The sequence below is a fragment of the Methylobacterium mesophilicum genome (assembly GCF_036441335.1).
GTDB lineage: Bacteria > Pseudomonadota > Alphaproteobacteria > Rhizobiales > Beijerinckiaceae > Methylobacterium > Methylobacterium mesophilicum_B.
This window is the reverse complement of record NZ_MLBW01000034.1, coordinates 1,122,237-1,148,615: the sequence shown is the minus strand read 5'-3', so window position 1 is coordinate 1,148,615 and position 26,379 is coordinate 1,122,237. Positions and strand designations below refer to the sequence as shown.

At 73.0% G+C, this 26,379-nt stretch carries 19 protein-coding genes, 1 tRNA gene, 3 pseudogenes and 1 other annotated feature; of the genes and pseudogenes, 8 read left to right on the top strand and 15 right to left on the bottom strand.

Annotation, left to right across the window (positions count from 1 at the left end; translation table 11 throughout):
• Nucleotides 1–147 precede the first annotated feature (147 nt).
• A complete protein-coding gene (locus MMR14E_RS26185) occupies nt 148–402 on the bottom strand; it encodes a hypothetical protein (protein ID WP_331318317.1) in 255 nt (84 codons plus the stop codon).
• Nucleotides 403–571: 169 nt separating this feature from the next.
• Here MMR14E_RS26185 and MMR14E_RS26180 point away from each other — a divergent pair, with 169 nt between their 5' ends.
• A complete protein-coding gene (locus MMR14E_RS26180) occupies nt 572–856 on the top strand; it encodes a hypothetical protein (protein ID WP_331318315.1) in 285 nt (94 codons plus the stop codon).
• A gap of 348 nt (nt 857–1,204) precedes the next feature.
• Here MMR14E_RS26180 and MMR14E_RS26175 read toward each other — a convergent pair whose 3' ends face one another.
• From MMR14E_RS26175 to MMR14E_RS26160, 4 genes are read right to left on the bottom strand one after another with little or no spacing between them, the layout of a single operon-like run.
• Nucleotides 1,205–2,368 (bottom strand): GNAT family N-acetyltransferase, encoded by a 1,164-nt coding sequence (locus MMR14E_RS26175; protein ID WP_331318313.1) that lies wholly within the window; start codon nt 2,366–2,368, stop codon nt 1,205–1,207.
• Complete coding sequence (locus tag MMR14E_RS26170) at nt 2,365–3,705, bottom strand: lipopolysaccharide biosynthesis protein (RefSeq protein WP_331318312.1); 1,341 nt, start codon at nt 3,703–3,705, stop codon at nt 2,365–2,367. Before MMR14E_RS26170 ends, MMR14E_RS26175 begins: the two co-directional genes overlap by 4 nt.
• Before the next feature lie 56 nt (nt 3,706–3,761).
• Nucleotides 3,762–4,646, bottom strand: coding sequence for an SGNH/GDSL hydrolase family protein (locus tag MMR14E_RS26165; RefSeq protein WP_331318311.1), 885 nt, complete (start codon nt 4,644–4,646; stop codon nt 3,762–3,764).
• The gene (locus tag MMR14E_RS26160; protein WP_331318309.1) at nt 4,595–5,692 is read right to left on the bottom strand and encodes an OpgC domain-containing protein; all 1,098 of its coding nucleotides are present in this window, start codon (nt 5,690–5,692) and stop codon (nt 4,595–4,597) included. Before MMR14E_RS26160 ends, MMR14E_RS26165 begins: the two co-directional genes overlap by 52 nt.
• Nucleotides 5,693–5,861: 169 nt before the next feature.
• Between MMR14E_RS26160 and MMR14E_RS26155 the strand changes: the two genes are divergently transcribed.
• Nucleotides 5,862–6,128 carry a hypothetical protein gene (locus tag MMR14E_RS26155; RefSeq protein WP_331318306.1) on the top strand — a complete coding sequence of 89 codons (267 nt, stop codon included), beginning with the start codon at nt 5,862–5,864 and terminating at the stop codon, nt 6,126–6,128.
• A 38-nt stretch (nt 6,129–6,166) separates the two neighbouring features.
• On the opposite strand, the gene rfbA is transcribed toward MMR14E_RS26155, so the two are convergent.
• From rfbA to rfbC, 4 genes are all read right to left on the bottom strand, one after another.
• On the bottom strand, nt 6,167–7,066 hold the full coding sequence (gene rfbA, locus MMR14E_RS26150; protein WP_056534087.1) for a glucose-1-phosphate thymidylyltransferase RfbA: 900 nt from the start codon (nt 7,064–7,066) through the stop codon (nt 6,167–6,169).
• On the bottom strand, nt 7,063–7,968 hold the full coding sequence (gene rfbD, locus MMR14E_RS26145) for a dTDP-4-dehydrorhamnose reductase (protein ID WP_331318304.1): 906 nt from the start codon (nt 7,966–7,968) through the stop codon (nt 7,063–7,065). The genes rfbA and rfbD overlap by 4 nt, the downstream gene beginning before the upstream one ends.
• Complete coding sequence (rfbB, locus tag MMR14E_RS26140; protein WP_331318302.1) at nt 7,968–9,017, bottom strand: dTDP-glucose 4,6-dehydratase; 1,050 nt, start codon at nt 9,015–9,017, stop codon at nt 7,968–7,970. The genes rfbD and rfbB overlap by 1 nt, the downstream gene beginning before the upstream one ends.
• A gap of 93 nt (nt 9,018–9,110) precedes the next feature.
• Nucleotides 9,111–9,662 (bottom strand): dTDP-4-dehydrorhamnose 3,5-epimerase, encoded by a 552-nt coding sequence (gene rfbC / locus MMR14E_RS26135; protein WP_331318300.1) that lies wholly within the window; start codon nt 9,660–9,662, stop codon nt 9,111–9,113.
• Between the two features lie 174 nt (nt 9,663–9,836).
• On the opposite strand from rfbC, the pseudogene MMR14E_RS29390 reads away from it, so the two are divergent.
• A pseudogene (locus MMR14E_RS29390) lies at nt 9,837–10,667 on the top strand (DUF6925 family protein); the annotation flags it as partial.
• Nucleotides 10,668–10,925: 258 nt separating this feature from the next.
• Here the strand turns inward: MMR14E_RS29390 and queE are convergent.
• Entirely contained in the window at nt 10,926–11,558 is a 633-nt protein-coding gene (gene queE / locus MMR14E_RS26130) for a 7-carboxy-7-deazaguanine synthase (protein ID WP_331318663.1), read from the bottom strand.
• Nucleotides 11,559–11,826: 268 nt separating this feature from the next.
• Here queE and MMR14E_RS26125 point away from each other — a divergent pair, with 268 nt between their 5' ends.
• The 4 genes from MMR14E_RS26125 (at nt 11,827) to MMR14E_RS26110 (ending at nt 15,799) form a co-directional block, all read left to right on the top strand.
• Nucleotides 11,827–13,203: a D-alanyl-D-alanine carboxypeptidase family protein gene (locus MMR14E_RS26125; protein WP_331318298.1), complete on the top strand. Its 1,377-nt coding sequence runs from the start codon at nt 11,827–11,829 to the stop codon at nt 13,201–13,203.
• 66 nt (nt 13,204–13,269) lie between these two features.
• Nucleotides 13,270–14,364 (top strand): GTP-binding protein, encoded by a 1,095-nt coding sequence (locus MMR14E_RS26120; protein WP_331318297.1) that lies wholly within the window; start codon nt 13,270–13,272, stop codon nt 14,362–14,364.
• Between the two features lie 115 nt (nt 14,365–14,479).
• Nucleotides 14,480–15,070 carry a hypothetical protein gene (locus MMR14E_RS26115; protein ID WP_331318296.1) on the top strand — a complete coding sequence of 197 codons (591 nt, stop codon included), beginning with the start codon at nt 14,480–14,482 and terminating at the stop codon, nt 15,068–15,070.
• 9 nt (nt 15,071–15,079) lie between these two features.
• Nucleotides 15,080–15,799, top strand: a complete 720-nt coding sequence (locus MMR14E_RS26110) for an endonuclease III domain-containing protein (RefSeq protein ID WP_419539422.1) — start codon at nt 15,080–15,082, stop codon at nt 15,797–15,799.
• 3 nt (nt 15,800–15,802) lie between these two features.
• Here MMR14E_RS26110 and MMR14E_RS26105 read toward each other — a convergent pair whose 3' ends face one another.
• The 4 genes and pseudogenes from MMR14E_RS26105 to MMR14E_RS26090 form a co-directional block, all read right to left on the bottom strand.
• A complete protein-coding gene (locus tag MMR14E_RS26105; protein ID WP_331318292.1) occupies nt 15,803–16,120 on the bottom strand; it encodes an HPr family phosphocarrier protein in 318 nt (105 codons plus the stop codon).
• A 131-nt stretch (nt 16,121–16,251) separates the two neighbouring features.
• Nucleotides 16,252–20,470: pseudogene (locus MMR14E_RS26100) on the bottom strand (translocation/assembly module TamB domain-containing protein).
• Entirely contained in the window at nt 20,471–22,429 is a 1,959-nt protein-coding gene (locus tag MMR14E_RS26095) for an autotransporter assembly complex family protein (RefSeq protein ID WP_331318661.1), read from the bottom strand. It lies immediately after the preceding pseudogene.
• A 429-nt stretch (nt 22,430–22,858) separates the two neighbouring features.
• Nucleotides 22,859–22,935: transfer RNA gene (locus MMR14E_RS26090), tRNA-Met, on the bottom strand.
• A 134-nt stretch (nt 22,936–23,069) separates the two neighbouring features.
• Nucleotides 23,070–23,323 (bottom strand) — a sequence feature (16S ribosomal RNA rRNA prediction is too short).
• Between the two features lie 658 nt (nt 23,324–23,981).
• Between MMR14E_RS26090 and MMR14E_RS26085 the strand changes: the two genes are divergently transcribed.
• Nucleotides 23,982–26,006 (top strand): M23 family metallopeptidase, encoded by a 2,025-nt coding sequence (locus MMR14E_RS26085; protein ID WP_331318290.1) that lies wholly within the window; start codon nt 23,982–23,984, stop codon nt 26,004–26,006.
• Between the two features lie 16 nt (nt 26,007–26,022).
• On the opposite strand, the pseudogene MMR14E_RS26080 reads toward MMR14E_RS26085, so the two are convergent.
• Nucleotides 26,023–26,376, bottom strand: a pseudogene (locus MMR14E_RS26080) (glutamate--tRNA ligase family protein); the annotation flags it as partial.
• Nucleotides 26,377–26,379: the final 3 nt, after the last annotated feature.

Below are 26,379 nucleotides of genomic sequence, written 5' to 3'. Positions count from 1 at the left end.
CGGCCGCACCGGACGGGCGGCCGGAGGTCCTCGTGCCGCCCGGCCCGTCCAGTTCTGCGACGGCCGATTCGGCGACGGCCCTGCGCGAGGGGCCACGGGCGGTCCGGGCCGCCGCAGGCCGCTCGGCCGTCGCCTGAGCGGGCCCGCTCACGGGCGCGGATCGAGCCCGCCGCGACGCGCGAGACGCGCCTGTTCCGCGAGCCAGCGCGCATCGGCGACAGCGCGCGCGAGGCGCCGGATGCGCCAGCGCCGGTAGAGGGACAGGACCGGGTTGCCGCCGAGCCCGGCCTGATGGTGTCTCAGGCGTCGCAGCAGGTCCGGCAGCTGCGCCGAGGCCGCGTCGCCCGTGGCGATGTCGATGGCCCGCATCTCCGCCCGGAGACCCGCCTTCCAGTCGTCCATGACGCACGCCTCCGCGCTTCGCCGACCCCATGCTGCCCGCCGGTGGACCGGGCAGACCGCTCACCGTCTCGCCCGCGGCATGAGTACACGCCGGAAAACCCTCCGTTCCGGATCCGGGTTTGCTCGGCAGGTGGTCCGCTCGGCGGGCCGGATACGGAGAATACGGCCGATGCGTCCCAGGACAACGTACCGCTGCACCCTCGCGCTCCTGCTCGGCCTCGCCGCAGGGCCGGCGCTCGCGCAGAGCACGGGTTACGTCACCGGCTTCCCGGGCAAGGATCCCGCGGGCGACGAGGAGATCGGCTGGGGGCCGGCCTACCGGCCGGAGACGAGCTTCGCCCAGCCCGGCACGCCGCCGACCCCCGGCGCCATCGCCGGCCGCGCCTACCGGGCCCGGACCGGGCACGGCGTCTACGATCAGGTGCAGGGCGACGGTCCGTACCGGGCCCGGTAGCGGGCCGCGCCGCCGAGGAACTGCCGCGGGACGAGCGGCGCGCGGCGCTTGCGCCGTTCCTGGTCGCGCCGAGTCGCGCTGCGACGGTCTGGGGGACGGCGGCTCCGGTCGAGGCAGCCGCGCCAGGGCTCCCTCGCCGATATTCCCACTCCCGTGCGGGGGGAGGGTTGGGCGAACGGACAAGACGCTTCGAGGTCGAGCGCGCCGTAGAGCTGATCGGTCCGGGTGCGCCTCGTCCGGACAGACCCGATCCCCCAGCCTGTCCCTCTCCCGCACGGAGAGGGCACCCGCGCCACGTGGGGCACGGGCCCGGCTGTAACGCAACGCCCAGTCCGATCGGGACCGGCCCTAGCGCCGCCGCAGGGCACGTTTCGCGGCCGACCGCGCCTCCCGCTCGAACCGGGCGAGCCGGAGGCGCCGCTCCAGCGAGATCACCTGCCGACCGGGCGGGACGGCGACGATCTCGGCGACCGGAATCCGGTCGCGATAGAGACCTTCGAGGGCCGATCCTTCCAGCGTCGCCGAGTCGAGCCGGTCGGCGAAGCCGGTCTCGTGGCAGGCGCGCACGATCTCGGCCTCGAGCAGCAGCCCGGGGGCGTGGCTGCGCAGATCCTCGTCGTAGGCGGTCTTGAGCAAGGTCGCGGTGCCGCCGTCGACGAGGGCGAGGCTGACGGCGACCGGCCGGCCGTCGAGGCACAGGGCGTCGGCCCGGACGCCGATCGGACCGGGAGCGTCGGTGAACAGCGCCCGGGCCAGCGCGGCACCCTCGGGCCGGCAGGCCATGGCGGTGCCGGCCTGCCCCTTCCAGCCGGCCCGCTCCAGGTCGAGGAAGGCCGCGACGAGGCGGGCGAGGTCCGCCCCGGCCGTGGCGCTCGCGTGCGTGACGGTCCCGGTCTCGGCCAGGCGACGGGCCCGGCGGCGCAGATCCTTGAAGCGCGCCCGACCGGGATGACCGGCCAGGAACGCCGCGTGATCGGCGCGCCGGTCCATGACCGGGCGGTCGAAGCCCGCCACCGTGCCGATGGCCCAGCCGCGCCCGCGCATCGCCGCCAGCATCTCCGGCACCGCCCCCGCCGCGGTCGGCAGCAGCGGCCAGCGCCACGCGCATCCGCCGGAGGCGGCCTCGAGGCCTTNGCCGGAGGCGGCCTCGAGGCCTTCCACCAGGGCATGCGCGTGCGCGGCCCGGTCCGGACCGTCGGCGACCAGCGGCGCCGTGGCGGTCACGTAGGGCGAGAGGAACGGCCGCAGGACCCGGCCGCCGAGGCCCGACAGGTCCCGGGCCGCCCGGTACGGCAGCAGCGCGACGAGCCGGTCGCCCGCGCGGACCGTGACGTAGCGGAGGTCCGCCGGCAGCAACCCGGCGGTCCGATGAGCCTCGATGACGTGCCGCGCGAAGTGCGGGTGGGGCGCGGCGCTCGCCGCGACCAGCGCGTCCCAGGCCTCCGGCTCCGGCGCGTCGCCGAGGGTGACGCCGCCTCCGGTCGCTGTGCCGAGGGTGCTCGCCGGGATCATCGGACCGCCCCGGCGGCCCAGACCGGCGTCGGCAGCCCGTGGATCCGCCCTGCGGCCCGCGCCAGCAGCGCGGCCCGGCCCACACTCGCCACCGCCAAAGCCGCGGCCGCGCCGAGTGTCCCGAGGGCCGGGACCAGGGCCAGGCACAAGCCGGCGGCCGCGAGGAGGCTCCCCGCCGTGATGCCGGCGCAGAGCCGCTCCCCGCCCAGCATGGTCAGGAGATCCTCGCCCGGGCCGAACAGGCTCGCCCCGACGCTGCCGGCGATCAGGATGCACAGGATCGGCACGCTGTCGTTCAGCCCCGGGCCGAACATGGCCAGCAGCAGCGGGCTGACGGCCAGGACGGCGCCGCCGACCACGAGCGTCGCGGCGGCCGTCAGGCGGCCCTGGCGCCGGACCAGCTCGGCCAGCAGGAATCGGTTGGCCTGCGCTCGGGCGGCGCTGTAGCGCTGCAGCGTCGCCGCGCTGACCGCGTAGTGCACGAACACCACGAATTGCTGGATGCGCGTCGCCGCGAAGTAGACACCGACTTCCGCCGGACTCACCAGGGCGCCGAGCACGATCACGTCGACGAAGGCGAAGCCGGCATTGGCGAGGTCGATGGCGGCGATCGGCAGGCCCGTGCCGAGCCACGTGCGCCACCGGTAGCGGTGCGGCCCGGGCGGCAGGTCCCGCCGGAGCCGCGCGGCGAGCAGGCCGGCCTGAAGGGCGGTCGCGACCGCGGCGGCGATCAGCATGCAGGCCATCGCGACCTCGGCGCGGGGCGGCGCGCCGAGCAGGATCGCCGCGACCATGCAGGCCATCATCAGGGTCTGGCGCAGGAGGTAGGGCGGCGCGATGGCGAGCCCGACCCAGCTCTGGCTGCGCGCCACCCCCTCCAGGTAATCCTGGAGCGCGAAGAGCGGCATCACGCAGAGCGCGACCAGGATCGGCGCCCGGTAGGCGGGCGCGAACAGGTCCGGCTCCAGCGCGAGCAGCGCCGTGCCGAGGCCAGCGACGGCGAGCGCCGCTCCGCCGGTCACGAGGGCGCCGGCCCGGATGTAGCCGCGCGCGAGGTCGAGGTCGCCCTGCGCCTGGTCGCCCGGCACGAACCGGCAGGCACCCTGCGACAGGCCGAGGGTCAGGGTGTGGCCCAGCATCGCCGTCCAGACCCAGACCGACGCGAAGATCCCGTAGGCGTCCCATCCCATCAGCCGCGCCGCGAGCACCTGGGCGCCGTAGGCGAAGCCGGCGGAGCCGACGCGGATCGCGAAGACCGTCAGGGCAGCCCGCTGCGGGCCGCCGCGCAGCGCCCGGAGGTGCCGGAACGCGAGGACAGGGAGGGCCGTGGCTGACACTACGCGCTCCGCGCCGGTCCTGAACTCGGCGGGAGGCCGATCTCTGGCCGTCCGGTCTAGCCCGGGGCGCGTTGCGGCCCGGTTAAGGGCGGCTGGGCCGGGGCCGCCTTGGGCTCCTGGGGCGCTTCCGTCCGCATCAGCGAAGTGGCGATCGTCAGCGCCACGTGCTCGGCCATGCAGCGCAGGCCGAGGTCGTTCAGCCGGAACTGGCGGCCGAGCATGTGGCCCTCGCCCTTGTCGCTGCGGCGCGACAGGTACTGCAGCGCCTCGTAGCGGCGGACCAGCGGCACGCCCTGTTGGGTCGCGACGCCCCGGACGGCCTCGACGATCCGGTTGTAGTCGACGTCGGCCGCCATGCTGGCCGTGTAGATCGGGTCGACCAGCACCACGTCGATCCCGTGGGACCGCATCCAGCCCACGGCCTCGGCCAGCGCGCTGGCGAAGGCGTCCACGTCGACGCGGGCGATGGCGTCGTGGGTGCCGACCTGCCAGACGACGAGGTCGGGCTCGGCCTCGGCCACCATGGTGCGCAGGCGCTCCGCGGCCCCGGAGGCGATCTCGCCCGGCAGTCCGCGGTGGTCGATCACCACGTCGACCTTCGGCAGGGCGTGTTCCAGGGCGGCCTCGAGCTTGGCCGGGTAGGAGGCCGAGGCGCCCGGCGCCGCGCTGCCGCCGATCGCCAGGATCTTCAGGGGCCGGTTCTCCGCCAAGGCCGCCTTGACGGCGCCGAGCTGGGCGACGGTGTAGAGCTGCGCGCCCGGGACCCGGCATTCCTGCGACAGGGTCGGATCGTCCGCCACCGGGCCGGCGGCCTGCTCGGCCGCGGCCGCTCCGCCGGCGGTGCCCGACAGCAGGGATACGGCCAGCGCCGCGGCGAGCCGGACCCGCGTCATGCGCGGGGCCGTGCCGATCTGCTGCGGCTGCGCCACTCGACGAACCATGCCGTAAACCCCAGCCCGACCAGGCCCGAGCCGGCGACCAGCATATCGATCAGCGCGCCGCCGCCCGTCTGGAAACGCACGAGCTGCCCGATCAGGCTCAGGATCGAGCCCATCGAGAAGACAGCCAGTGAATTCCGGCCCATCTGACTCAGATAGCCGACGACGCGGCCGATTCGGGGGGCGAGCACCGCGTAAAGCGGTGCAAACGCTAACAATACCCCCAGAAAATGAAGCAGTCGCGCCGGTGTCAGGTAGGTCTTCTCGAACGTGAAGAGCAGGCGCGGCTCCGGAACGAGCATCGGGTCCGGGCGGATCTCCGTCACGGCGAGCACGATGCCGAGGAGAACGATGACGACGCCCGCCGGGAACAGGCGCCGCGACCAGCGGCGCAGGGCGTCGGAGCGGAGGTTCCAGCCCTGCAGGACGAAACCCAGCACCAGCAGGAGCTGCCAGCAGAGCGGATCGAAGAACCAGTCGCCCTCCCCGGGCCAGGAGGGCACGTTCCACCCGAAGACGAGGCTCGCGAGATAGACGCTCACCGACAGCGCCAGGGCCGCGAGCAGGCTGAACCGGCCGACCAGGACGAAGACGGGCGCGATGCCGATCAGCAGCACGTAGAGCGGCAGGATGTTGAAGTAGCCGAGCTGGTAGGTCAGCAGCGCCATCCCGCAGACCGACTGGATCGGGTCCGCGAAGAAGTTGCCGGCGTTGTGCCACTCGAGGATCAGCGGGTTGTCGAGCAGCAGCGCCGCGCCCGCGATGATCGCGAGCGCCAGCAGCATCACGGTGAGCTGCGCCCGGTAGACCTCGACGGTGCGGGCGAGGAGCCGCACGACGCTCCGGCCCGGCGGTTCCGGGTTGCCGTCGCGCCCGCGGGTGGCGATCCCGATCGACCAGCCCGCCAGGAACACGAACAGCTCGGCCGCGTCCGAGATGCCGTACTGCGAGAAGGTGTAGCGCTCGAACGTGTTGCCCGGGATGTGGTTGATGAAGATCGTGATCAGGGCGAAGCCGCGCCAGAAGTCGATCGCGTTGGGGTCCCGCATCGTCGCGGCGGCTCCGAGTTTCGACGCTTCAGGATGGCGGCGGCGGGAACGCGGCCCCTGATACGGCGCCGCATCGCGTCTGCAAAGGCGAACAAAGGTGGGGATCGCGCGGCCCGGTCGAACCGGATGGTCACACCCGCGTTATGGCCCGGCACGGAGTTCCGCACCCATGACCCGCCCCCTCACCGCCCTCGGCCTCGCCGTCCTCCTGCCGGTCCTCGCGACCGGCCCCGCGCTGGCTCAGGCCCGGACCGGGACCGGCGGCGGCCCCGCCTCCACGGCGACCGCCCCCAACACCTCGTCGGTCGGCCGCGTCATGCCGCCGAGCCGCGGCGCCGGTGCCGGGACGCCGGACGACCGGCGGGTGCGCACGCCGCGCGAGGCGAAGAACGACCGGCTCATGCGCGGCATCTGCATCGGCTGCGCCCCCCGCTAGACGGGCGGCGGGACGGCGACCGGGCGCCGCCGACGGCGCTACTTGCCGCGACGCAGGCGCAGGTCGTCCTCGCTCTCGCGGGAGAGGCGCAGCAGGTTCTGCCCGTAGGCGGTCTTGGCGAACATCTCGCCGCGGGCCACCAGTTGGTCACGGGTGATGAACTTCTGGAGGTAGGCGATCTCCTCCAGGCAGGCCACCTGAAGGCCCTGCCGGTTCTGCAGGGTGCGGACGAACTCGCTCGCCTCCAGCAGGCTGTCGTGGGTCCCGGTATCCAGCCACGCGTAGCCCCGGGACATGCGCTCCACGTGCAGCTGGCCGCGCTGCAGGTAGGCCTCGTTGACGCTGGTGATCTCCAGCTCGCCGCGGGCCGAGGGCTTCACGTCGGCGGCGATGTCGAGAACCTGGTTGTCGTAGAAGTACAGACCGGTCACCGCCCAGGTCGATTCCGGGTTCTGCGGCTTCTCGACGATCTTCGTCGGCCGTCCCGACTTGTCGAGATTGACGACGCCGTAGGCCTGGGGGTTGTCGACGTGGTAGGCGAAGACGGTCGCGCCCTGCTTGCGGCTCGACGCGCGCTCCAGGAGCTCGCCCATGCCGGCGCCGAAGAACAGGTTGTCGCCGAGGATCAGCGCCACGTCGTCGTCGCCCACGAAGTCGCGCCCGATCACGAAGGCCTGGGCGAGGCCCTCCGGCCGCGGCTGCAGGGCGTAGGAGAACTTCAGGCCGAACTGCTCGCCGGTGCCGAACAGGCGCTTGTAATTGTCCAGGTGCTCCGGCGACGAGATGATCAGGATCTCGCGGATGCCGGCCAGCATCAGCACCGAGACCGGGTAGTAGATCATCGGCTTGTCGTAGACCGGCAGGAGCTGCTTGTTGATCGACAGCGTGGCCGGGTGCAGGCGCGTGCCGGATCCGCCGGCCAGAACGATGCCCTTCATGGCTTGGAAACTCCCTCTGAGACCGGCCCGACGAGCCGGTCCAGGATGTCGTCGAGCGCCGCCTGCCAGGGCCGCGGCGCGATGCCGTAGGCCTTGCTGAGGCTGTCGGTGGACAGGCGCGAATTGGCCGGCCGCCGGGCCGGTGTCGGGTAGGCGGAGGTCGGGATGCCCTTGACGGGAACGGAGCGCCCGCCGCGCCGGGCGGAGCCCGCCACGATCGCCTCGGCGAAGCCGCACCACGTGGTGTCGCCCCGGTTCACGCAGTGGAACGTGCCGGTCGGCGCGCCCGGATCCGCGGCCATGGCCTGTGCGATCGTCGCGAGGGCCGCGGCGAGGTCGGCGGCCGAGGTCGGGCACCCGTGCTGGTCGTTCACCACGGTCAGGGTGTCGCGCTCGCCCGCGAGCCGCAGCATCGTCTTGACGAAGTTGCCCCGGTGCGGGCTGACCACCCAGGCGGTCCGCACGATGGCGTGGCGCGGGTTGCCGGTGCGCACCGCCAGCTCGCCGGCGGCCTTGCTGGCGCCGTAGACGCTCTGCGGGTCGATCGGCGCGTCGGGCGCGTAGGCCCCGTCGGGCTTCGTGCCGGCGAAGACGTAGTCGGTCGAGACGTGCACCAGCGGAATCTGCTTGGCGGCGGTCGCGGCCGCCAGGATCGCCGGGGCCAGCGCGTTGAGGCGCCACGCCGCGACGACGTCGGACTCGGCCTTGTCGACCGCCGTGTAGGCGGCGGTGTTGATCACCGCCCGGTAGTCGCGGGCGGCGAGCGCCGCCGCGACGGCGTCCGCGTCGGTGATGTCGAGGTCCGCGCGGCCCGGCGCGTGGACGGTGACGCCGTCCGCCCAGGACAGGGCCTGCAGCTCGGTGCCGACCTGACCGGCGCCGCCGAGGACGAGGACGTCCATCAGCCGTTGAGCCCCAGGCGCTCGCCCTTGTAGCGACCCTCGCGGATCGGGCGCCACCAGCCCTCGTTGGCGAGGTACCACGCCACGGTCTCCTCCAGCGCCTGCTCGAAGGTCTTCCGCGGGTGCCAGCCGAGCTCGGTCTCGGCCTTGGTGCAGTCGATCGCGTAGCGCCGGTCGTGGCCCGGGCGGTCGGCCACGAAGCTGATCAGCTGCTCGTGCGGGGCGCCCTGCGGGCGCAGCCGGTCGAAGGCCGCGCACAGCGCCTTGACCACCGCGAGGTTGTTGCGCACCGCGCGGCCGCCGAGCAGGTAGGTCTCGCCGATCCGGCCGCGCTCCAGCACGGCCACGAGGCCCTTGGCGTGGTCCTCCACGTGGATCCAGTCGCGCTCGTTCAGGCCGTCGCCGTAGACGGGCAGCTTCTTCCCCTCGAGGGCGTTGAGGATCATCAGCGGGATCAGCTTCTCGGGGAAGTGACGCGGCCCGTAATTGTTGGAGCAGTTGGTCACCAGGACCGGCAGGCCGTAGGTCTCGTGCCACGCGCGGGCGAGGTGGTCGGAGGCCGCCTTCGAGGCCGAGTAGGGCGAGCGCGGATCGTAGCGGCTCTCCTCCGTGAAGAACGCGTCCGGCGGCAGCGAGCCGTAGACCTCGTCGGTGGAGACGTGGAGGAAGCGGAAGGTCTTCTTCTCGGCCTCCGGCAGGGCCTCGTAATGGCCGCGGGCGCCGTCCAGCATGGTCTGCGTGCCGATCACGTTGGTGCGCACGAAGGCGCCCGGATCGGTGATCGAGCGGTCGACGTGGCTCTCGGCGGCCAGGTGCATCACCGCCTCGGGCTTGAAGTCCGCGAAGGCCTTCTGCACGGCGGTGCGGTCGCAGATATCGGCCTCGACCAGGCGGTGGCGCGGGTTGTCGGCGAGCGGCGCCAGCGAGACCGGATTGGCCGCGTAGGTCATCGCGTCGAGGGTGCAGACGTCGTGGCCGAGATCGTTGACGAGGTGCAGCACCAGCGCCGAGCCGATGAAGCCGCAGCCTCCGGTCACCAGGATGCGCATGGCGGATTACCTCTTCGGATCGAACGAGAACTGAGAAAGCCGGGGCAGCCTAAGACCGGCCGTCGTGACAAAATTGCGGCCGGGCCGCGCTCTTCAGAAGACGTGGCCGAGATCCGCGAGCTTCGGCGCCCGGCGGTCCTTGTCGGACAGGATCGCCGCATCTCCCGAGACCGGCCACGGGATCCCGATCGCCGGATCGTTCCAGAACAGCGCGCGGTCGTGCTCGGGGCTGTAGTAGTCGTCGACCTTGTAGGCGACCATGACGTCGGGCGTCAGGGTGCAGAAGCCGTGCGCGAAGCCGTGCGGGATGTAGAGCTGCTCGCCCTTCTCGGCGTCCAGGGTGACGGCCACGTACTTCCCGTAGGTCGGCGAGCCGCTGCGGATATCGACCGCGACGTCGAGGATCGCGCCCTGCAGGACGCGGATCAGCTTGGCCTGCGCGCGGGGGGCGATCTGGAAGTGCAGGCCGCGGACCGTCCCCTGCGGGGCCGAGAAGGACTGGTTATCCTGCACGAACGGCGTGGTGATCCCGGCCCGCGCCAGGGTGTCGGCCCGGAAGGTCTCGGAGAACCAGCCCCGCGCGTCGCCGAAGCGCTTCAGGACGACGCGCTTCACGTCCGGGATCTCGGTCTCGATGACGTCCATGCCAGCGCCCCTCTTGCGGATCCCGTCGCGAGGTCCAGCGGACGTCTCCGCGTCGGTCGTTCCGGGCTGCGCGCCCGCCTCGCCGACCACAACCTCGGTGATGCCCCGCGACTTCCGGTCATTCGCCGTCCGTGTCAAGGCGTGCCGGCTGCCGTGGCGTGCACGAGTGGGGCGATGACGGGCGGAGCCGGATCCGCGGTGGACAGGTTGCTGCGCGACCAGCTGGCCGATCCGGCCTGCCCGTGGAGCCTCGGCGGCTACGGGGCCGCCGCCGTGTTCGCGCGGGAGCCCGGCGAGCCGGCATGGCCGCTCGAGGACGACGCGATCGGGCTCCGCACGGCCCGCGGCGCACTCGCGGTCCGGGCGCATCCGGATCTCAGGCCGTTCGCCTACGAGACCGGCTTCGCCGACGGCTGGAGCCAGTCGGTCGCGCTCTGCCTTCCCGCCGCCGCCTGCGCGACGGGCCGGTGCACCGTTCTGACCGAGCTGGGCCCCGACGGGGCGGCGATCCGGCCGGAGGACCGCGCCGCGCGCCTGTTCGATCTCGGCCTCGGTCTGCGCGCCGCGGATGCCTGCATCCGGACCGCCGACCCCGAGCGGATCGCCGGCTTGCGGGCCCTGGCGGGCCGACCGCTCCTCGCCGCCGGCGCCGCGGCGATGCCGTCCGCCGTCATCTCGGGCCTGGACCAGATCGTCATCACCCGCATCGGTCGCGTCGAGGTCTTCGCACCGGGGGACGATCGGGCGGCTGCCGCGTCCGGGCCGCGGTGCCACGTCCTGCCGCGACTCCTGCGGCTCGGACGCACGCACGCCGCCACCGCGCCGATCCCGCCGGGTTGGGTGCCCTGCGGGACGCTGCATCCGGCGCATCCCGCGCGCGACGGGGCCGGGCGGCCGGTCCCGTTCGATGCCGGGCGCCACGCGGCGTTCGGGCGAATCCTCGACCGATGGGGCGATCCCGCGCTGGTGGCCCTGCGCCGCGCTGTGCTGGGCGGGCGGGATCCGGGCGGGATCCCGACCCGTCGCGCGCGGTCGGCCGGGCCGCGCGCTCGGCGATCCGCGCGGCGCGCGCGCAGCTCAGGGCTATCGTCAGATAGTGCCGTCCCCGATCGCGTCCTGACGGTTCGGAGAGACGGCGATCCCTGTCGAGCCACCCGCGCCGTAACCCCCTCTCCCGTGCGGGAGAGGGGACCGGCGCCTCGTGCGGCACCGGCTTGGCGATCACTTCGTCCGAACCCAATCCCGGGACCGAATCCGGGCCTCTCAGGGGATGCCGATCATCTTGTGGGTCTGCAGCGAGAGCCGCCAGCGGGCGTCCCGCCGGCAATAGGCGATCGCGGCCTCGGTGCTGGCCGCCCGGTCGGGCCCGTCCATGGGCTGGAGGAAGCGGTGCTGGAAGGCGAGGTCCACGAAGGCCGCAGGATCGGCGTCCGCCTGCGGGTAGACGAGCTTGAGCTCGTGGCCGGAGACCTGTGCGAGGGCGTTGCGCCCCTTGGGGCTGACGCAGATCCAGTCGATCCCCGGGGGCGCCGGCAGCGTGCCGTTGGTCTCGATGGCGATCTCGAACCCGGCCGCGTGGACGGCCTCGATCAGCGGCGTGTCGAGCTGGAGCAGCGGCTCGCCGCCGGTGAAGACCACGTAGCGGTTCGCGGCGCCGCCCGCCCAGGTCGCGGCGATCGCGCCGGCGAGGGAGGCCGCGTCCGCGAAGCGCCCGCCGCCCTCCCCGTCCATCCCGACGAAGTCGGTGTCGCAGAACCGGCAGGCCGCCGCGGCGCGATCGTCCTCGCGCCCGGACCAGAGGTTGCATCCGGCGAAGCGGCAGAACACGGCGGCCCGGCCCGCCTGCGCGCCCTCCCCCTGGAGCGTGTGGAAGATCTCCTTGACCGCGTAAGCCACAACCGTCCCAGTCACCGTCGCGCGCGATCCGGCCGGCGCGCCCGGCCTGCACATAGGCCGTGCGCCGCCCGCGGGCCATCGACAACCGCGCCGTGCAGACCCGCGATCTGATCTCGCCTTGCTCTTGCCACGGTAGGCTCGTTCATGCCGACATGCAGTCCGGCGACCGCCTTCGGCCGACCGGGCTGCGCCGCTCTCCGGCTGGCCGGCCGGAAATCCGACGCCCCGCGGCGTCGATCCAGGCGATCCTCTGACGAGTCGGGCTCGAATGTCCTCTTCTCTCTACCGACGCCTCACCGTCGGGCTTGCGGCGCTGACGGGTCTGCTCGGGGCGGGCCTCGTCGGGATCGGCGCCGCGAACGCCGTGACGGTACCGATCCTCGTGGCCGACGTGGATTCCGGCAAGGTCATCTACGCGCAGGCGCCGACCGACCCCTGGTACCCGGCCTCGATCACGAAGCTGATGACGACCTACGTCGCCCTGGACCTCGTCCGGCAGGGCAAGGTCTCGCTCGACTCGATGATCACCATCTCGGCCGCCGCCGCCGCCGAGCCGCCCTCGAAGATGGGCTTCAAGCCGGGGACGCAGCTCACCCTCGACAACGCCCTGAAGATCATCATGGTCAAGTCGGCGAACGACGTCGCCTACGCGATCGGCGAGTCGCTCGGGGGATCCGTCGAGAACTTCGCCGCGCTGATGAACGAGACCGGGCAGCGGATCGGCATGCACGACAGCCGCTGGTTCAACCCGAACGGCCTGCCCGACCCGCGCCAGTGGACCTCCGCCCGCGACATGGCGGTCCTCGCCCGGGCGCTGATCCGCGACTTCCCGGATTCCCACGACCTGTTCTCGATCTCGGCGATCCAGTTCGGCCGCGCCGTGATGGCGAACCACAACGGCCTGCTCGGGCGCTACCCCGGCACGGACGGGATGAAGACGGGCTTCATCTGCTCGGGCGGCTTCAACGTCGTGGCGACCGCCACGCGCAACGGCCGACGGATCGTCACCGTCGTGATGGGGCAGCCGACCCCGCGCGAGCGCGACGTGAAGACCGCCGACCTGTTCGACTACGCGTTCGGCCAGAGCGCCGGCTGGACCAGCCCGACCCTCGACGCGCTGCCGGCCTCCGCGATCCCGGCGCCGCCGGACATGCGTCCCTTCGTGTGCGGCGGCAAGAAGCCTCCGGCCATCGAGGACGGTCCCGGCGCGCTGAGCGCCCCCGGCTCGGCCGCGCAGCTGATCGGCGGCTCGGCGGCGAACTCGCCGGCGCTGGCGCTCGCCGCGTTCTCCAACCCGGCCCTGCGGNCCCTCCTCGACGCCAAGCGCGCGGCGGCCCTGGAGGCGGCCAAGCAGGCGCGCGCGGCGCGCCTGGAGCGTGCCGAGGCCGCGAAGGCGGCCGTCAAGTCCGCTCCCAAGGTCGCCGCGAAGCCGGGCCACGGCGTGCCGCGGAACGCCAGCGCCTACACGGCGGACGTCACGCCCGGGATGCCGGAGGCCAAGCCCGGGAAGGGCCTGACCAAGCCGGCGCCGAAGGCGGCCGCCCACAAGGCGGCGCCCGCTAAGGCCGACGCGACGGCCCACAAGGCGACGGCCAAGGCCCCGGCCAGGAAGCCGGCCGCCAAGAAGGCCGCGGCCGACGAGTAGACCCGCTCCGGTGCCCAGCGCACCGCCGCGTTGCCGCGGACGCCGACACACCCCACTTCGCCGCCTATGTCAGAGTCTCCCATCCCCGCTCCGGACCCGCGCCGCCCGGAGCCGATCCCGCTGACCGTGCTCACCGGGTTCCTCGGAGCCGGGAAGACCACCCTGCTGAACCGGCTGCTGCGCGATCCCGCGCTCGCCGACACGGTGGTGATCGTCAACGAGTTCGGCGAGATCGGCCTCGACCACCTGCTGATCGAGACCGTCGACGAGGACATGATCCTGCTCGGCGCCGGCTGCCTGTGCTGCACGGTGCGGGGCGACCTGATCGCGACCCTCGAGGATCTGCTGCGCAAGCGCGACAACGGCCGGATCCGGCCGTTCCGGCGGATCGTGATCGAGACGACGGGCCTCGCCGATCCGGCGCCGATCCTGCACGCGCTGATCTACCACCCCTACCTCGTGCTGCGGTACCGCCTCCAGGCCGTGGTGACGGTGGTGGATGCGGCCACGGGCGCCGCGACCCTCGACGCCCATCCGGAGGCCCTGCGGCAGGCCGCGGTCGCCGACCGGATCGTGCTGACCAAGGCCGACCTCGCGGGCGACCTGTCGGCCATCCGCGCGCGCTTGGCGGCGCTCAACCCGGCGGCCCCGATCGTCGCGCCGGACGCCCCCGCGGAGACGCTCCTCGGCGGCCTGTTCGGCCTCGACGGCAAGACCGCCGACGTGCGCGCGTGGCTCGGCGACGCGACCCTGGATCAGGCGCATCACCACCGCGCCGACGTGAACCGGCACGACGCGTCGATCCGGGCGATCTGCCTGACCAGCGCGGCGCCCGTGCCGCGCCCAGCCTTCGAGATGTTCATGGATCTCCTGCGCTCCGGCCACGGGCCGAAGCTGCTCCGGCTCAAGGGCATCCTCGCCCTCGCCGACGATCCCGAGCACCCCATCGTCATCCACGGCGTCCAGCACGTGTTCCACGCGCCGGTCACCCTTCCGGAATGGCCGGATCCCGACCACACGTCGCGGCTCGTGCTGATCCTGCGCGACCTCGATCCGGCCTTCGTGCGCCAGCTCTGGGACGCCTTCCTCGGCCGCCCTCGGGTCGACGCCCCGGACGCCGCGGCCCTCACCGACAATCCCCTGGCGATTCCCGGCTTCTGACACCGGCGCTCGGCAGGCGGTCGGCACCGTCCTTGAAGCCCTCGACGCGAAGGGCGTCCCGGAGGCGCCGGACCGTCCCGGATCGGGACGGATCGTCGAGAGGCAGGACACACGGATGGTGCGGCGCTTCACCGTGATACAGGGCGGGCTGTCCGAGCGGCCAGAGCTCGCGGCGGACCCGGAGCTCGAGGTCGGCGCCGAGGCTGGCGGCGAGGCCGGCGTCGAGGCCGGTACTTGGCGGGTCGATCTGCGCCGACCCGGTGCCGTCGACGCGTCCTCCGTGGCCGCGTGGCGGGCCATGCTGGTGCGCAACGCGGTGACCGACCCGCTGCGCGACCCGGACCACCTCCTCCCGCTCGCCCAGCACCGCCCGGCCGGTGCTCCCATCGCCGTCGCCCTGGCCTGGAGCCGGGACGCGCGCGACGGCCACGAGACGCTGCGCGGCGTCGTCCCGCTGACGCGAACCCTCTCGAGCGATCCGCTGCCCGATTACGGCGGCGTCGACCTGACCGGACGGACGGCCGTGGACCTCGCCGGCATGCTTCAACGGGGCGAGACGACGTCGCGCGAGATCGTGCTGCAGTACATGTACAGGATCCAGCAACTCGACCATGCGGGCCCGGGCCAGGATGATCACCGAGAACACCACGAGCTGCGTGTAGGTCGAGCCCAGGGTCGCGGTGACGCCGGGATCCGGCGACCCTAGCTGCGCTCCATGACCCGCGACCTTCCCCACGGCGTCCGACCCGCTCCGCGCCGGAAGGCGGCCGCACGGACGCCGCCGCGGCCGCGCGGGGCGAGCGAGGCCGACCGGGTGGCCGCCATCCTCGCGCGCCTCGCCGACAGGAACCCGGATCCGAAGGCCGGATTCGACCGCACAGACCCGTTCCGCCTGCTCGTGACCGTGCTGCTCTCGGCCCAGTCCACGGGTCCGACCGTCTCGCGGATCGCGGAGGCGCTGTTCGCCGAGTCCCGCGATCCCGCCGGCATGGCGGCACTCGGGGAGGAGCGGATCGCCGAGATCGTCCGGCCGGTCGGGCTCGGGCCCTCCAAGGCCCGCAACATCGTCAAGCTCTCGGCGGTTCTGCTCGCGGAGTACGACGGCACCGTCCCGCGCACCGCCGCGGAGATGCGCCGCCTGCCGGGGATCGGCCGCAAGAGCGCCGAGGTCACGGCGAACTTCGCCTTCCACGAGCCGGTGATCGCGGTCGACACCCACATCTTCCGGATCTCGAACCGGATCCCCCTCGCCCCGGGCCCGACGGTCGACGCGGTGGCCGACGGTCTCGCCCGGATCGTGCCCGACGCGTTCAAGGACAACGCCCATGTCTGGCTGTTCCGACACGGGCGCGACATCTGCACGGCCCGGAATCCCGCCTGCCCCCGATGCCCGGTGTCGGACCTCTGCGCGTGGCCGAGCAAGGCGACGGCCTAGACGCTACTCGTCCTCGCCGAAGCGGTTGGCCAGCAGGGCCTCGATCGTGTCGAGGCAGCTCTCCGCGTCCGGGCCGACGGCGGTGACGGCGATGCGCGTGCCCATGGCGGCGCCCAGCGTCAGCAGGCCCATGATCGAGCGCCCGCCGACCGTCTCGCCGGCCCGGGTGACCGTCACGGCGGCGTCGTAGCGCTCCACAGTCTGCACGAACTTCGCGGAGGCGCGGGCGTGGAGGCCCCGCCTGTTGATGATCGGGAGCTTGCGGAGAAGGCCGCCCTCCGGAACCGGCGGATCGTCATCGGTCTCGAAAAGCTCGTCCATCGCCCGTGGTGTTTCCCGCCCGAACGGCGGCCCTGGCGGCCGCCTGCGCCGAACCTAAACCATTGACCGGGCGTGTCGATCCCGCAGCGCCCGGGGGCGCGGTCGAACGGCCGGCCGTGTGACCTTGCCGGCTACCACTCGTACTCGGCGCCGACGCCGAGGCTGGTGCGACCGTCGCTCCCGGCCTCGCCCTTCAGCTTGATCCGCCGCGTGACATCGAAGTCGACCCCGACGGCGGTGTCGGCCGGCTTCGCCCCGGCCTTCACGCCGACGCTGACCCGATCCGAGATGTAGCGGGACGCGCCGAGCGCCGGTCCGCCGCTCGCGCCGGTGGAGACGTCGAGACTGTCGAGGCCGAGGCTCTTGCGCGCCTGCTCGAACACGTCCGGACCGGCGGTGCCGCCCGAGAGCTGGGCGACCGCCTGGGCGAGCTGCAGCGCCTGGAACGGCGACAGGCCGGCCGAGGCCTTCTTGAACAGGATCCGCGACAGGATCTCGTCCTGCGGCAGCACCGGGTCCGAGGTCAGGGAGAATTGCGGCGCGTCCGCGAAGCCCGAGACCGCGATGCGGGCGGTCACGTCGGTGGCCTTGGTCTCGGCGACGAAATCGAGTTCCGGCGTGGTCAGGCTGCCGGCGAAGGTCAGCCGGCCGCGGCTGAAATCCAGTCGCTGGCCGACGAGCTCGAACTGGCCCCGCCGCAGCGAGAACGCGCCGTTGGCGTCGGGCGACGCGGAGGTGCCGGTGACGCGCAGCGCGCCACCGAGTTCCGCGTCGATGCCGCGCCCGCGCACAAAGATGCGGCTCGGCGCGTCGATCGTCACGTCGAGGGTGGCGTCGAACGGGACGGCCGGCTTCCCGCCCCGTCGCCCGGACCGGGTCGCGGCCTTCCGCTCCGCCCGCTGCGCCAGGCGCGCCTTCAGGGCCGGCGGCGTGTTGACGTGGCGGACGCCCGGCAGCGGCCGGATGGTGGCCGGCAGCCGGTCCGGAACCGCGACGTCGATCGACACTACGTTCACCCGGCCGGCGATCCGCGGCGTCCGCGCCAGAGGCCCCGCCAGCGTGATGTCGACGCTCGACACGGCCGTCATCAGCGGGCTCGAGACGAGCTCGGCCTTGTCGGCGACGACGTGGAAATTGCCCGGGAAGTCGGGCGCGAGGGCGACGCGGCCGGTGACGGAGACCTGACCGCCGTTGCGGGCGGTCGCGGTCAGGCGCTCGACCACGACGCTGTCGCCGCGGCCGGTGACGCGACCCTCGATCCCGGTGAAGCGGAGCCCGTTCAGCGGATCGGTGAAGCTCCCGCCGCTCAGCACCGCGGCGCCCTGGGCCCGCGGTGCCGCGAGCGTGCCGGTGACGCCGCCGTCGATGGCGATCTTTCCGGTGACGCTCTGGCCGCCGACGCTCAGGAGGGAATTGGCGAGGGCGGCGTCGAGTGTCCCGCGGGCGCGCAGGCCCAGCGGACCCCCGGCCTCCACGGGGAGCGACCCGGAGACCGTCAGGGCGACGCCGCGCCCGGCCGTGACCCGTCCGTCCAGGCTCGCCTGCCCGTCCGACAGCGTGCCCTTGGCGGTCGCGTCGATCGCCGGCAAGCCGGCCTGCCGCGTCTGCGGGGCGACGAGCTTGGCGACGCTGACCGCGTAGCGCCCCTCCGGCCGCGTCGCGGGGCCGCGGAGATCCGCCTCCCCGTCCAGGGTCCCCGAGAGGGCGAGGCTCGGCGCGGCGATCCGGGCGAGCGACAGGGGCAGCGACCGGATCGCCACCTTGAGGTCGAGATCCCGCCCGGCGCGGCCCGCGACCGCGATGCGGCCGGACCCCGCCGCGATCGACAGGCCGTCGATCACCGCGCCGCCGTCCCGGAGGGTGATCGCCGCCGGCCCGGTGAGGGCGAAGCGGTCGGTGCCGCGGGCCGCCGTCAGGCGCTGGATCTCGATCCGCGTGTCCGCGGCCGGGACGACCCGCGCGGCGCCGTCGAGATTGAACCCGCGCGCCTTGGCGGTGAGGCTCACGTCGCTGAAGGCGGGCGTGCCGTTCGCGAGGAGCCGGATCGTGTCGACCTGCTGGCCGGCGGCCAGGAGCCGGTCGGCCTCGACGCGCCCGTCGAGGACCGGGTGGGCGCGCAGGTCGCGTCCCGTGAGGTCCGCGTCGAGCCGCGCGAGGGCGGTCTCGCCGTAGCGGAGGCCGCCCCCGGTGGCGCGGACGGTCGCGTCCTGNGACCGTCGCCTGGCCGGCGACGGAGACCGAGCCGAGWTCGAGGCCGAGCCGGTCGAGGACCCAGTCCGGGCCGACGCGCGCGAGGTGCGCGTTGCCGGTCAGCGGCCTGCCGCCGACGTCGCCGCCGAGCCGGACCGTGCCGTCCGGCGCGAGGAGCGCGTCCCGCAGGACTGCCTCGACGCGCAGGTCCCGGATCGGCTTGCCGGCCGCGGTGGCGGAGGGCGCCGTCAGGGTCGCGGTCACGTCCGGACGCTCCAGGGATCCGGTCAGGCGCGCGTCGACGCCGGCCCTGCCGGTCAGGCGCCCGTCGAGATCCGCGAGGCTCTTGAGGTCGATCCGTCCGGCGACGTCCGCGCGGGTGGCCGTCGCCTCGCCCTGCAGGGTCGCGGTGACGCCGGAGCCTTCCAGGCGCAGGTGGTCGAAGCCGTACCCGTCGAAGGTCTGGGAGACGCGCCCCTGGAGGCTCGGCGCGCGGCCGAGGCTGCGGTCGGCCGCCCGGATCCCGGTGACGAGGCCGCTCGTCGTCACGGCGAGGTCGGCGGCGACGGCCTTGCGCGCCGGGTCGCCGCTGAGCCGCGCCCTGGCGTCGAGGCTGCCCGCGAGGCCCTGGCCCGCCAGACCCGAGAAGACGGAGAGGTCCGGCAGCGCCGCGTCGACGGTGCCGGTCAGGGTGTTCTGGCCGACCCGGCCGGCATAGGTGGCCCGCGCCGTGTCGGAGTCGAGCTTGAGCGTCGCGATATCGAGAACGCCGTCGGCGCCGGACGAGGCCCGGAGCGTCACGGTGGCCCGGCTGCCGATCGCCCGGCGCAGGGCCGGGTCGGCGAGCTTGAGCCCGTCGACCCGGCCGTCCGCCGCGATGGCGAAGCGCTGCGCCGACGGCTCGCCCTGCGGGTCGATGCCGAGGCTGGCCTCGATCCGGTCCAGGCTGGACTCGCGGCTGCGCAGGGCGGCCGCGTCGAGGCGGCCCCGGACGGTGGGCGTCGCCAGCGGTCCCTTGAGGCTGCCGTCGAAGACGAGCTTGCCGATCTCGGCCTCGCCGGCCCGGGTGACGTCGCCCTCCGTCGGCAGGGCGCGCGCCTGCAGCGTCAGGTCGGCGACCCGGTCGCGGGTGAGGCTGCCGCCCGCCGTCAGGCGGGCCGTGCGGGAGGTCAGGTCCAGTCGGTCGATCCGGAAGGCGCCGCTGTCCGCGAAGGCGAGGCCGCCGTCGAGCTTGGTGGTGCCGGCGAAGACCGCCGCCGCCGGACCGGGCATCAGCCCCTCGATCCGGGCCGCGAGGTCGAGGGCGAGGCGCCGCTCGGCCCCGATCCGGGAGATCTTCGCCCCGCCCCTGGCGCCGATGTCGGGACCGGCCGTGAAGTCGAGCTTGGCCCCCCAGGCATCCAGTGTCCCGGTCCCGTCGAGCGCGAAGTCGATCGGCGGGGTGCCGGGCAGGTTGGCGGCCTTCGAGAGCAGGCCGCCCGCCGGCTCGACCAGGTTCGCCTTGAGTTCAAGCCGCTCGCCGTTCGGCACGAACAGCAGCGACAGCAGGAAGCGGCCCGGCGCGTCGAGGCGCTGCGCCTTCGCCTGCAGGTCGAGCCCCTCGCTGGCGGCGCCGAGCTTCGCCCGGCCCTCCGCCGACAGCCGCGCCGGCTGCCCGGCCACCGCCTCGCCCAGCGTCAGCTCGGCCAGCTTGAACCCTTTGATCTCGACCTTGACCGGCAGGTCCGGGAGGAGCCGCCCGTCGGGCTTGGCCTCGGGCGGCGGCGGTCCGGGTATCGGCCGGCGCAGCACGTCGAGATGCCCGATCTCGAGGCTGTCGACCTCCAGCCGTCCCGACAGGAGGGCGAGCCGCCGCCAGACGATGCGGGCCCGGTCGAGCTTCAGCCAGACGCCGTCGCGGTCGCTGATCGCCACGTCCCGGATGGTCGCGTCCGAGGACAGGGCGCCGTCGACGGCGCCGATCGCCACCCGCGACGAGGGCGTCGACAGGGCGCGGGACAGGAGGCCGCCGAGGACGGACTTGTCGCCCTCGTCGGCGCGCGTCGCCGCGAGGGTCCAGGGCAGCAGGGCGAGGCAGACCAGGACGAGCGCCAGGCTCCACCGGCCGGGACGGGCGGTCGGACGCGCGGTGCGCGGCGTGAGTCCGGTTCGGAACACCATTCAGAACGCCTGCCCCAGGCTGAGATACAGGACGGCGGGACGCACGTGTCCGCCCTTGTAGGGGTCGAGCGGGAAGGCGACGTCCGCGCGGATCGGCCCGATGCCGGTGTAGTAGCGCAGGCCGATACCCACGGATTTGCGGATCTTCTCGTCGAAATCCGGCGTCGCCGAGGCGAAGGCGGTGCCCGCGTCGAAGAACGGCACCACGCCGATCGTGTCGGTGACCTTGATGCGCGCCTCGAGCGAGGCCTCCAGCAGGCTGCGGCCGCCGATCGGGAGGTTGAAGGGACCGATCGGCCCGAGGGTCCGGTACGGGTAACCCCGCACCGAGCCGCCGCCGCCCGCGAAGAACCTGAAATTGTCGGGGATCTCCCCCAGCGGCGCGCCCGAGACCGAGCCGAAGCCGACGCGGCCGGCCAGGATCACGCGGGCCTCGTCGTCGAGGGCGTAGTAGGTGGAGCCCTGCGCCTTGGCCACGACGATGCCGGGCGAGGAGATCGCGCCGGGATAGACGGCCAGCGACGCGATGGCCCGGACGCCCCGCGTCGGGTCGAGGAGGCTGTCGGTGGAATCGTAGGTCACCGAGGCCGGCACGCCGATCAGCCGGTAATTGACCGTGCCGAGGGCGTCCTTCGACCGGCCGGCCTGGGCATCGAGCCCGACCTGCGCCGAGAACGTGTCCGAGAACCGGTGCCGGATCGCCCCCGAGACGCCCCCGCCATCCACGAGGTAGCTCTGCTGCACCTCGCGCGTGACGAAGGCGTTCGCGAGGAAGTCGTTGCGCGTCCCCCACAGGGCCGGCTGGACGTAGGTCGCCGAGAGGCGCCCGCCGAGGCCGTTCGTGCCGATCCCCGCGAGTTTGCGCTGGTTGGCGAACGGGTCGTTGCCGAGGCCGAGATAGTAGATGTCGGCGTCCACCCGGAAGGATTCGCCGCCGCCGAACAGGTTGCGGTTGGCGTAGTAGGCCCGGACGCCCGGCCCGTCGACGGTGGAGTAGCGCGCCGAGACGCCCACGAGATTGCGCTCGCGCTCGGTGACCGCGACGAACAGCGGCAGGTTCCCGTCGGCGTCGAGGGTCGTGCCCTCGCGGACCCGGACGCCGCCGATCCCCTCGATCCGCGCCACCGACCGGCGGATCGCCGCCACCGCCTGGGGCGAGTACGGGTCGCCCGGCTCGGCGTAGATGAAGGACCGGATGGTCGCCGGGTCGATCCCCGGCGCGCCGCTGACCGCGACCGGGCCGAGCCCGGCCACCGGGCCCGGCGCCACCGTGAAGGTCACGTCCATGACGTGGGCGGAATCGTCCACCACGGGGTCGCGCGCGATCACCTTCGCGAAGGGATGGCCCTGCGCGCGGAATTGGTCGACGATCTGCGCTTCCCGCGCCAGAACCGTGGCGGAGCGCGCCGGGACATCCTCGTCGACGCGGGTGACCCGCGCGGGCAGCGCGGAGTCCGGGAACGGGTTGCCCGCCGGATCGCGCACGGTGATCCGGCGCAGATGGTAGAGGGGCCCGAGATCGACCGCGATCCGCACCGGGACCAGGCCGCGGTTGCGCCACGCCTCTGCGGCGCCGACCGCGGAGGCGGCCTGGCCCGGCACCGGCGCGCCGTCGATCCGGATCGTCACCGTTCCCTGATAGTAGCCGTAGCCCGACAGGACGTCGGCGAGCTTGGCGCGGTCGGTCTCGGCCCGGCGCAGCAGGCCCTCGCCGTCAGGCGGCGGCTCCTGCCGCAGGCGATAGAGCGTGGACGTGTCCTGCAGGGCCCGCAGCACGTCGGAATCGTCCGTGCCGGTGATCCGCAGCGTGTACGGCAGCGCGGTCGCGCTCGGTGGCGGCGGCTCCGGCTCGCTGCCGAACAGGCCGAACAGGTCGAAGGCGCGCGCGGGTTGCGCCCCGGCCACGACCAGCAGGGCCAGGGACAGGACGGCCAGCCTCCGCGGCGACGCGCGACGCATCACCGGGCGGGCCGGACGATGAGGAGGAGCGGAGACGCGCAAACCGCGCTCTTCAGCTCCGATCGAGGTCGGCCGTGCCGCCTGCCTGTGAGATCAATGCTATTCCCCCCTCACGCCGTATCACGGCGTACCCCGCCGCATCTTAAGGCCAGGTGCCTGCGAGGCCAACACCGCCAAGGTCGCGGCACGGAGTCCGTGCCCACGAATCCGGATCGGTTGCTCCGGGCGCGGCTGGCCGTCGGGCAATCCTGAGCGGCGGTCATCGCTTCGGCACCGCGGCCGATCACCGCGCGGTTCTCGGCCTCCCCTCCCCTGCCGGAGCACGGATGCCGGCGCGGGTCCGCACTAAGGTCGCGCCAGCGCGAGAGATCGCGGAAAACGCGAAACCCGCCGCGCTTGTGGGCGCGGCGGGTTTCGTGTGTCGGGATTTGGTTGCGGGGACAGGATTTGAACCTGTGACCTTCAGGTTATGAGCCTGACGAGCTACCGGGCTGCTCCACCCCGCGCCAAGTGTGTGCGGATGATCCGCAAGTGTGTGCGGCTGGCCCGGATGCGCCGGCTCTGGTGAGCTTGGGCGGTATGTCCGGGGGCCGGATCGGTGTACGTGGTGAGGGGCTGTTGCTTGCGATGTGCGGGTCTGGCGGCGACCGACTCTCCCGTGTCTTGAGACACAGTNTCATCCTCTCAGACCAGCTACTGATCGTCGCCTTGGTAGGCCGTTACCCCACCAACTAGCTAATCAGACGCGGGCCGATCTTCCGGCAGTAAACCTTTCCCCAAAAGGGCGTATCCGGTATTAGCCCTAGTTTCCCAGGGTTATTCCGAACCAGAAGGCACGTTCCCACGCGTTACTCACCCGTCCGCCGCTGACCCCGAAGGGCCCGCTCGACTTGCATGTGTTAAGCCTGCCGCCAGCGTTCGCTCTGAGCCAGGATCAAACTCTCACGTTGAAGAGAAAGATCCGGCCGATCACGTATATTCTCAGACGGAGCCTCACATCGACCAAGTGCCAGACGCTTCACAGCGCCAAAACACCCGTCGGTGAGCTCAGAAAGAAGAACAACAGATCGGCACAAGTCTACTCACGCCAGGTCCTAAGACCTGGCCGCAAGGACAAACGCCGCCCGCGTCTCCCTTCCTCATTCCAACTTGTCAAAGAACGCCCCGGTCGCCCGAGGCTCATCAGAGGCAAACAGAAGACCGCCCGGCAATCCCGCCGGCCAGCCCGCCCGCTTGTCAGAAGATGGCTCAGCGCCCGGTCCACTTCCGCGGCCGGCGCCGATGAGCCGGGGTATAGAGCCCGCCGATTCCCACGTCAACACCCTTTTTGCCGGCCGGCGCGGCGGGACTGTCCGGAAGCTTGGCGTGGATGATCGCGGTCTCTACCGTCCCGGGGCTGGCGCTCGAGAGCGGCACGCCTCAATCTCGACACGCTGGGTCGTGAGATGAGACCGCCGGGCGCGGATGTCGCCTCCGGTATGGTCGAGCCCGGCCTCAGCGCCGCGGGTCCCGCGGGAATGCCCGTTCGCCATCGTCTTCTCAGGGCCTTCGAGTGAAGCGCGAGCGACTCAAGATCGGCGACGTGGCCGCCCTCCCCCCGGCTCAGGGGGTGCACGAGCCGCTCGACCATCTCGGCGCGACCGCGACCCAGATCGACCGGCGCGCTGTCAATCTCCGCTGGCTCTGCGCCAGCAGCCTCACCGGCCTGACCGGTGCCGGCCTGATCGCGGCGGCGCTTCACGTCTCCCTCCAGGGCGACGTCTCCTTCGCGGCCATTCCCGAGAAGGCGACGATCATGCCCCGCCCCCAGCCGAGCGAGAGCGGTGCCAACATCGCCCGCAAGGGCGACCGGCTGGTGCGCAACCTCATGATCGCCTCGGCCAAGCAGAGCTTCAAGGCGCCGGTCACGGTCCGCCTCGGCGACCGCGAGATCATCAAGGCCAAGGCCTTCGTGCGGCTGACCACGCCCCTGTCGATGACGACGGGCGTCTACGCCGCCGAGCCGCCGCGCTTCGACCCCATGAAGTTCGTCTCCGACGAACCGCTGGAGCGCGCGCCCGATGCGTCCGCCGACGCGCCGAGCGCCGAAGTCACCGTGGTCAAGCGGGATCTGGCCGACGCCGCCGTCGACGCCGGCGCGCCCGCCCTCACCGACGACGACGTCACCGCGCAGGTCGAGGAGGAGCGCCGCATCGCCGCCGAGGCGGGGCGCCGCGCCGCCATCCCGATCGCGCCGCAGATCATGCTGTCGCGGACGCTCCAGCAGGGTGCCGCCGGGGACGGCGACGGCGCGGCGCCGAAGGACGCGAACCCGTTCAAGTCCATCGAGGTGCTGGTCGTCCCCGAGAACGTCACCAAGGTTGCCAAGGTCGAGCTGAAGGCCAACGAGGCGCCCCTCGTGGAGGAGCGCGATCTCGCGCTGAAGCGCGGCGAGACCCTGGAGACCACGCTGAAGGCGACCGGTCTCGCGAGCGACGACGCCATCCGCGGCATCGTCGCCGCGCTCGGGGGCAAGACCCGCACGGCCGCCCTCAACGAGGGTCAGCCGCTGCGCGTCCAGGTCGCCCCCGGGCCCCGGCCCGGCGATCCCCGCCAGGTCACGCGCGTGGTGCTCTACGGCGAGAACGGCATCGAGGGCATCGCGGCCCTGAACGACCGCGGCGCCTTCGTCTCGGTGGCGCCCCCCGCCGAGGAGGCCCCCTCCCCCAAGGCGCAGCCCCAGGCAGAGGCCGGCGAGGACGAGGACGAGGATTCCGGCTCCGGGCCGCGCCTGTATCAGAGCCTCTACGAGACGGCCGCGCGGCACGACCTTCCGCGGGCCACCGTCGAGGACATCGTCCGCGTCTTCAGCTACGACCTCGACTTCCAGCGCCGCATCGGCAGCGGCGACGGGCTCGACGTCTTCTACAGCACCGACGACGAGGCCAGCGCCGATCGCCCGGACCTGCTCTACGCGGCGCTGACGCTCGGCGGCGAGACCCGCAAGGTCTACCGCTTCCAGTCCCCGGACGACGGCACGATCGACTACCTCGACGAGCAGGGCCGGTCGCTGAAGAAGTTCCTGCTGCGCAAGCCGATCGCCGACGGGATCATGCGTTCCGGCTTCGGCTACCGCCGCCACCCGGTTCTGGGCTACGCCAAGCTGCACACGGGCGTCGACTGGTCGAATCCGATCGGCACCCCGATCATGGCGGCCGGAAACGGCGTGGTGATCCGCGCGGAGATGACCTCGGGCTACGGCAACCGGGTCGAACTCCAGCACGTCAACGGCTACGTGACGACCTACAACCACATGTCGCGGTTCGGCCGCGGCATCCGCGAGGGCGTGAAAGTCCGTCAGGGTCAGATCGTCGGCTATGTCGGCTCGACCGGCCTGTCGACCGGCGCGCACCTCCACTACGAGGTGATCATCAACGGCCACTTCGTCGACCCGATGAAGATCCGCGTCCCCCGTGGCCGGGAGCTCGACGGCCGCCTGCTCGCCGAGTTCAAGCGCCAGCGCGAGCAGATCGACGCCACCATGCAGAAGTCGAAGAGCGCCACCGCCCTCGCCCAGCGCGACGCTGCGGTTCGCTGAGGGAGCGCGCGGCCGCTCAGGCGAAGCCGAGCCGGGCGCGGACAGCCCCGGGTGTCTCGCCGGCCTGCCGGAGGTCGGCGAGGGATCGCGAGCCGCGCGACTTGGCCAGCTTCTCGCCCCCGGCGTCGAGCAGCAGCGGATGGTGGCGGTAGCGCGGGACCGGAAGGCCGAGCAGGGCCTGCAGGAGCACGTGCAGGTCGGTGGCCGTCTCCAGGTCGCGGCCGCGCACCACGTGGGTGATTCCCTCCACCGCGTCGTCGTGGACCACGGCGAGATGGTAGCTCGTCGGCACGTCGCGCCGCGCGATCACGGCGTCCCCCCAGCGTGCCGGCGCGGCCGCGACCCGGCGCGCGCCGGCCTCGTCGAACGCGAC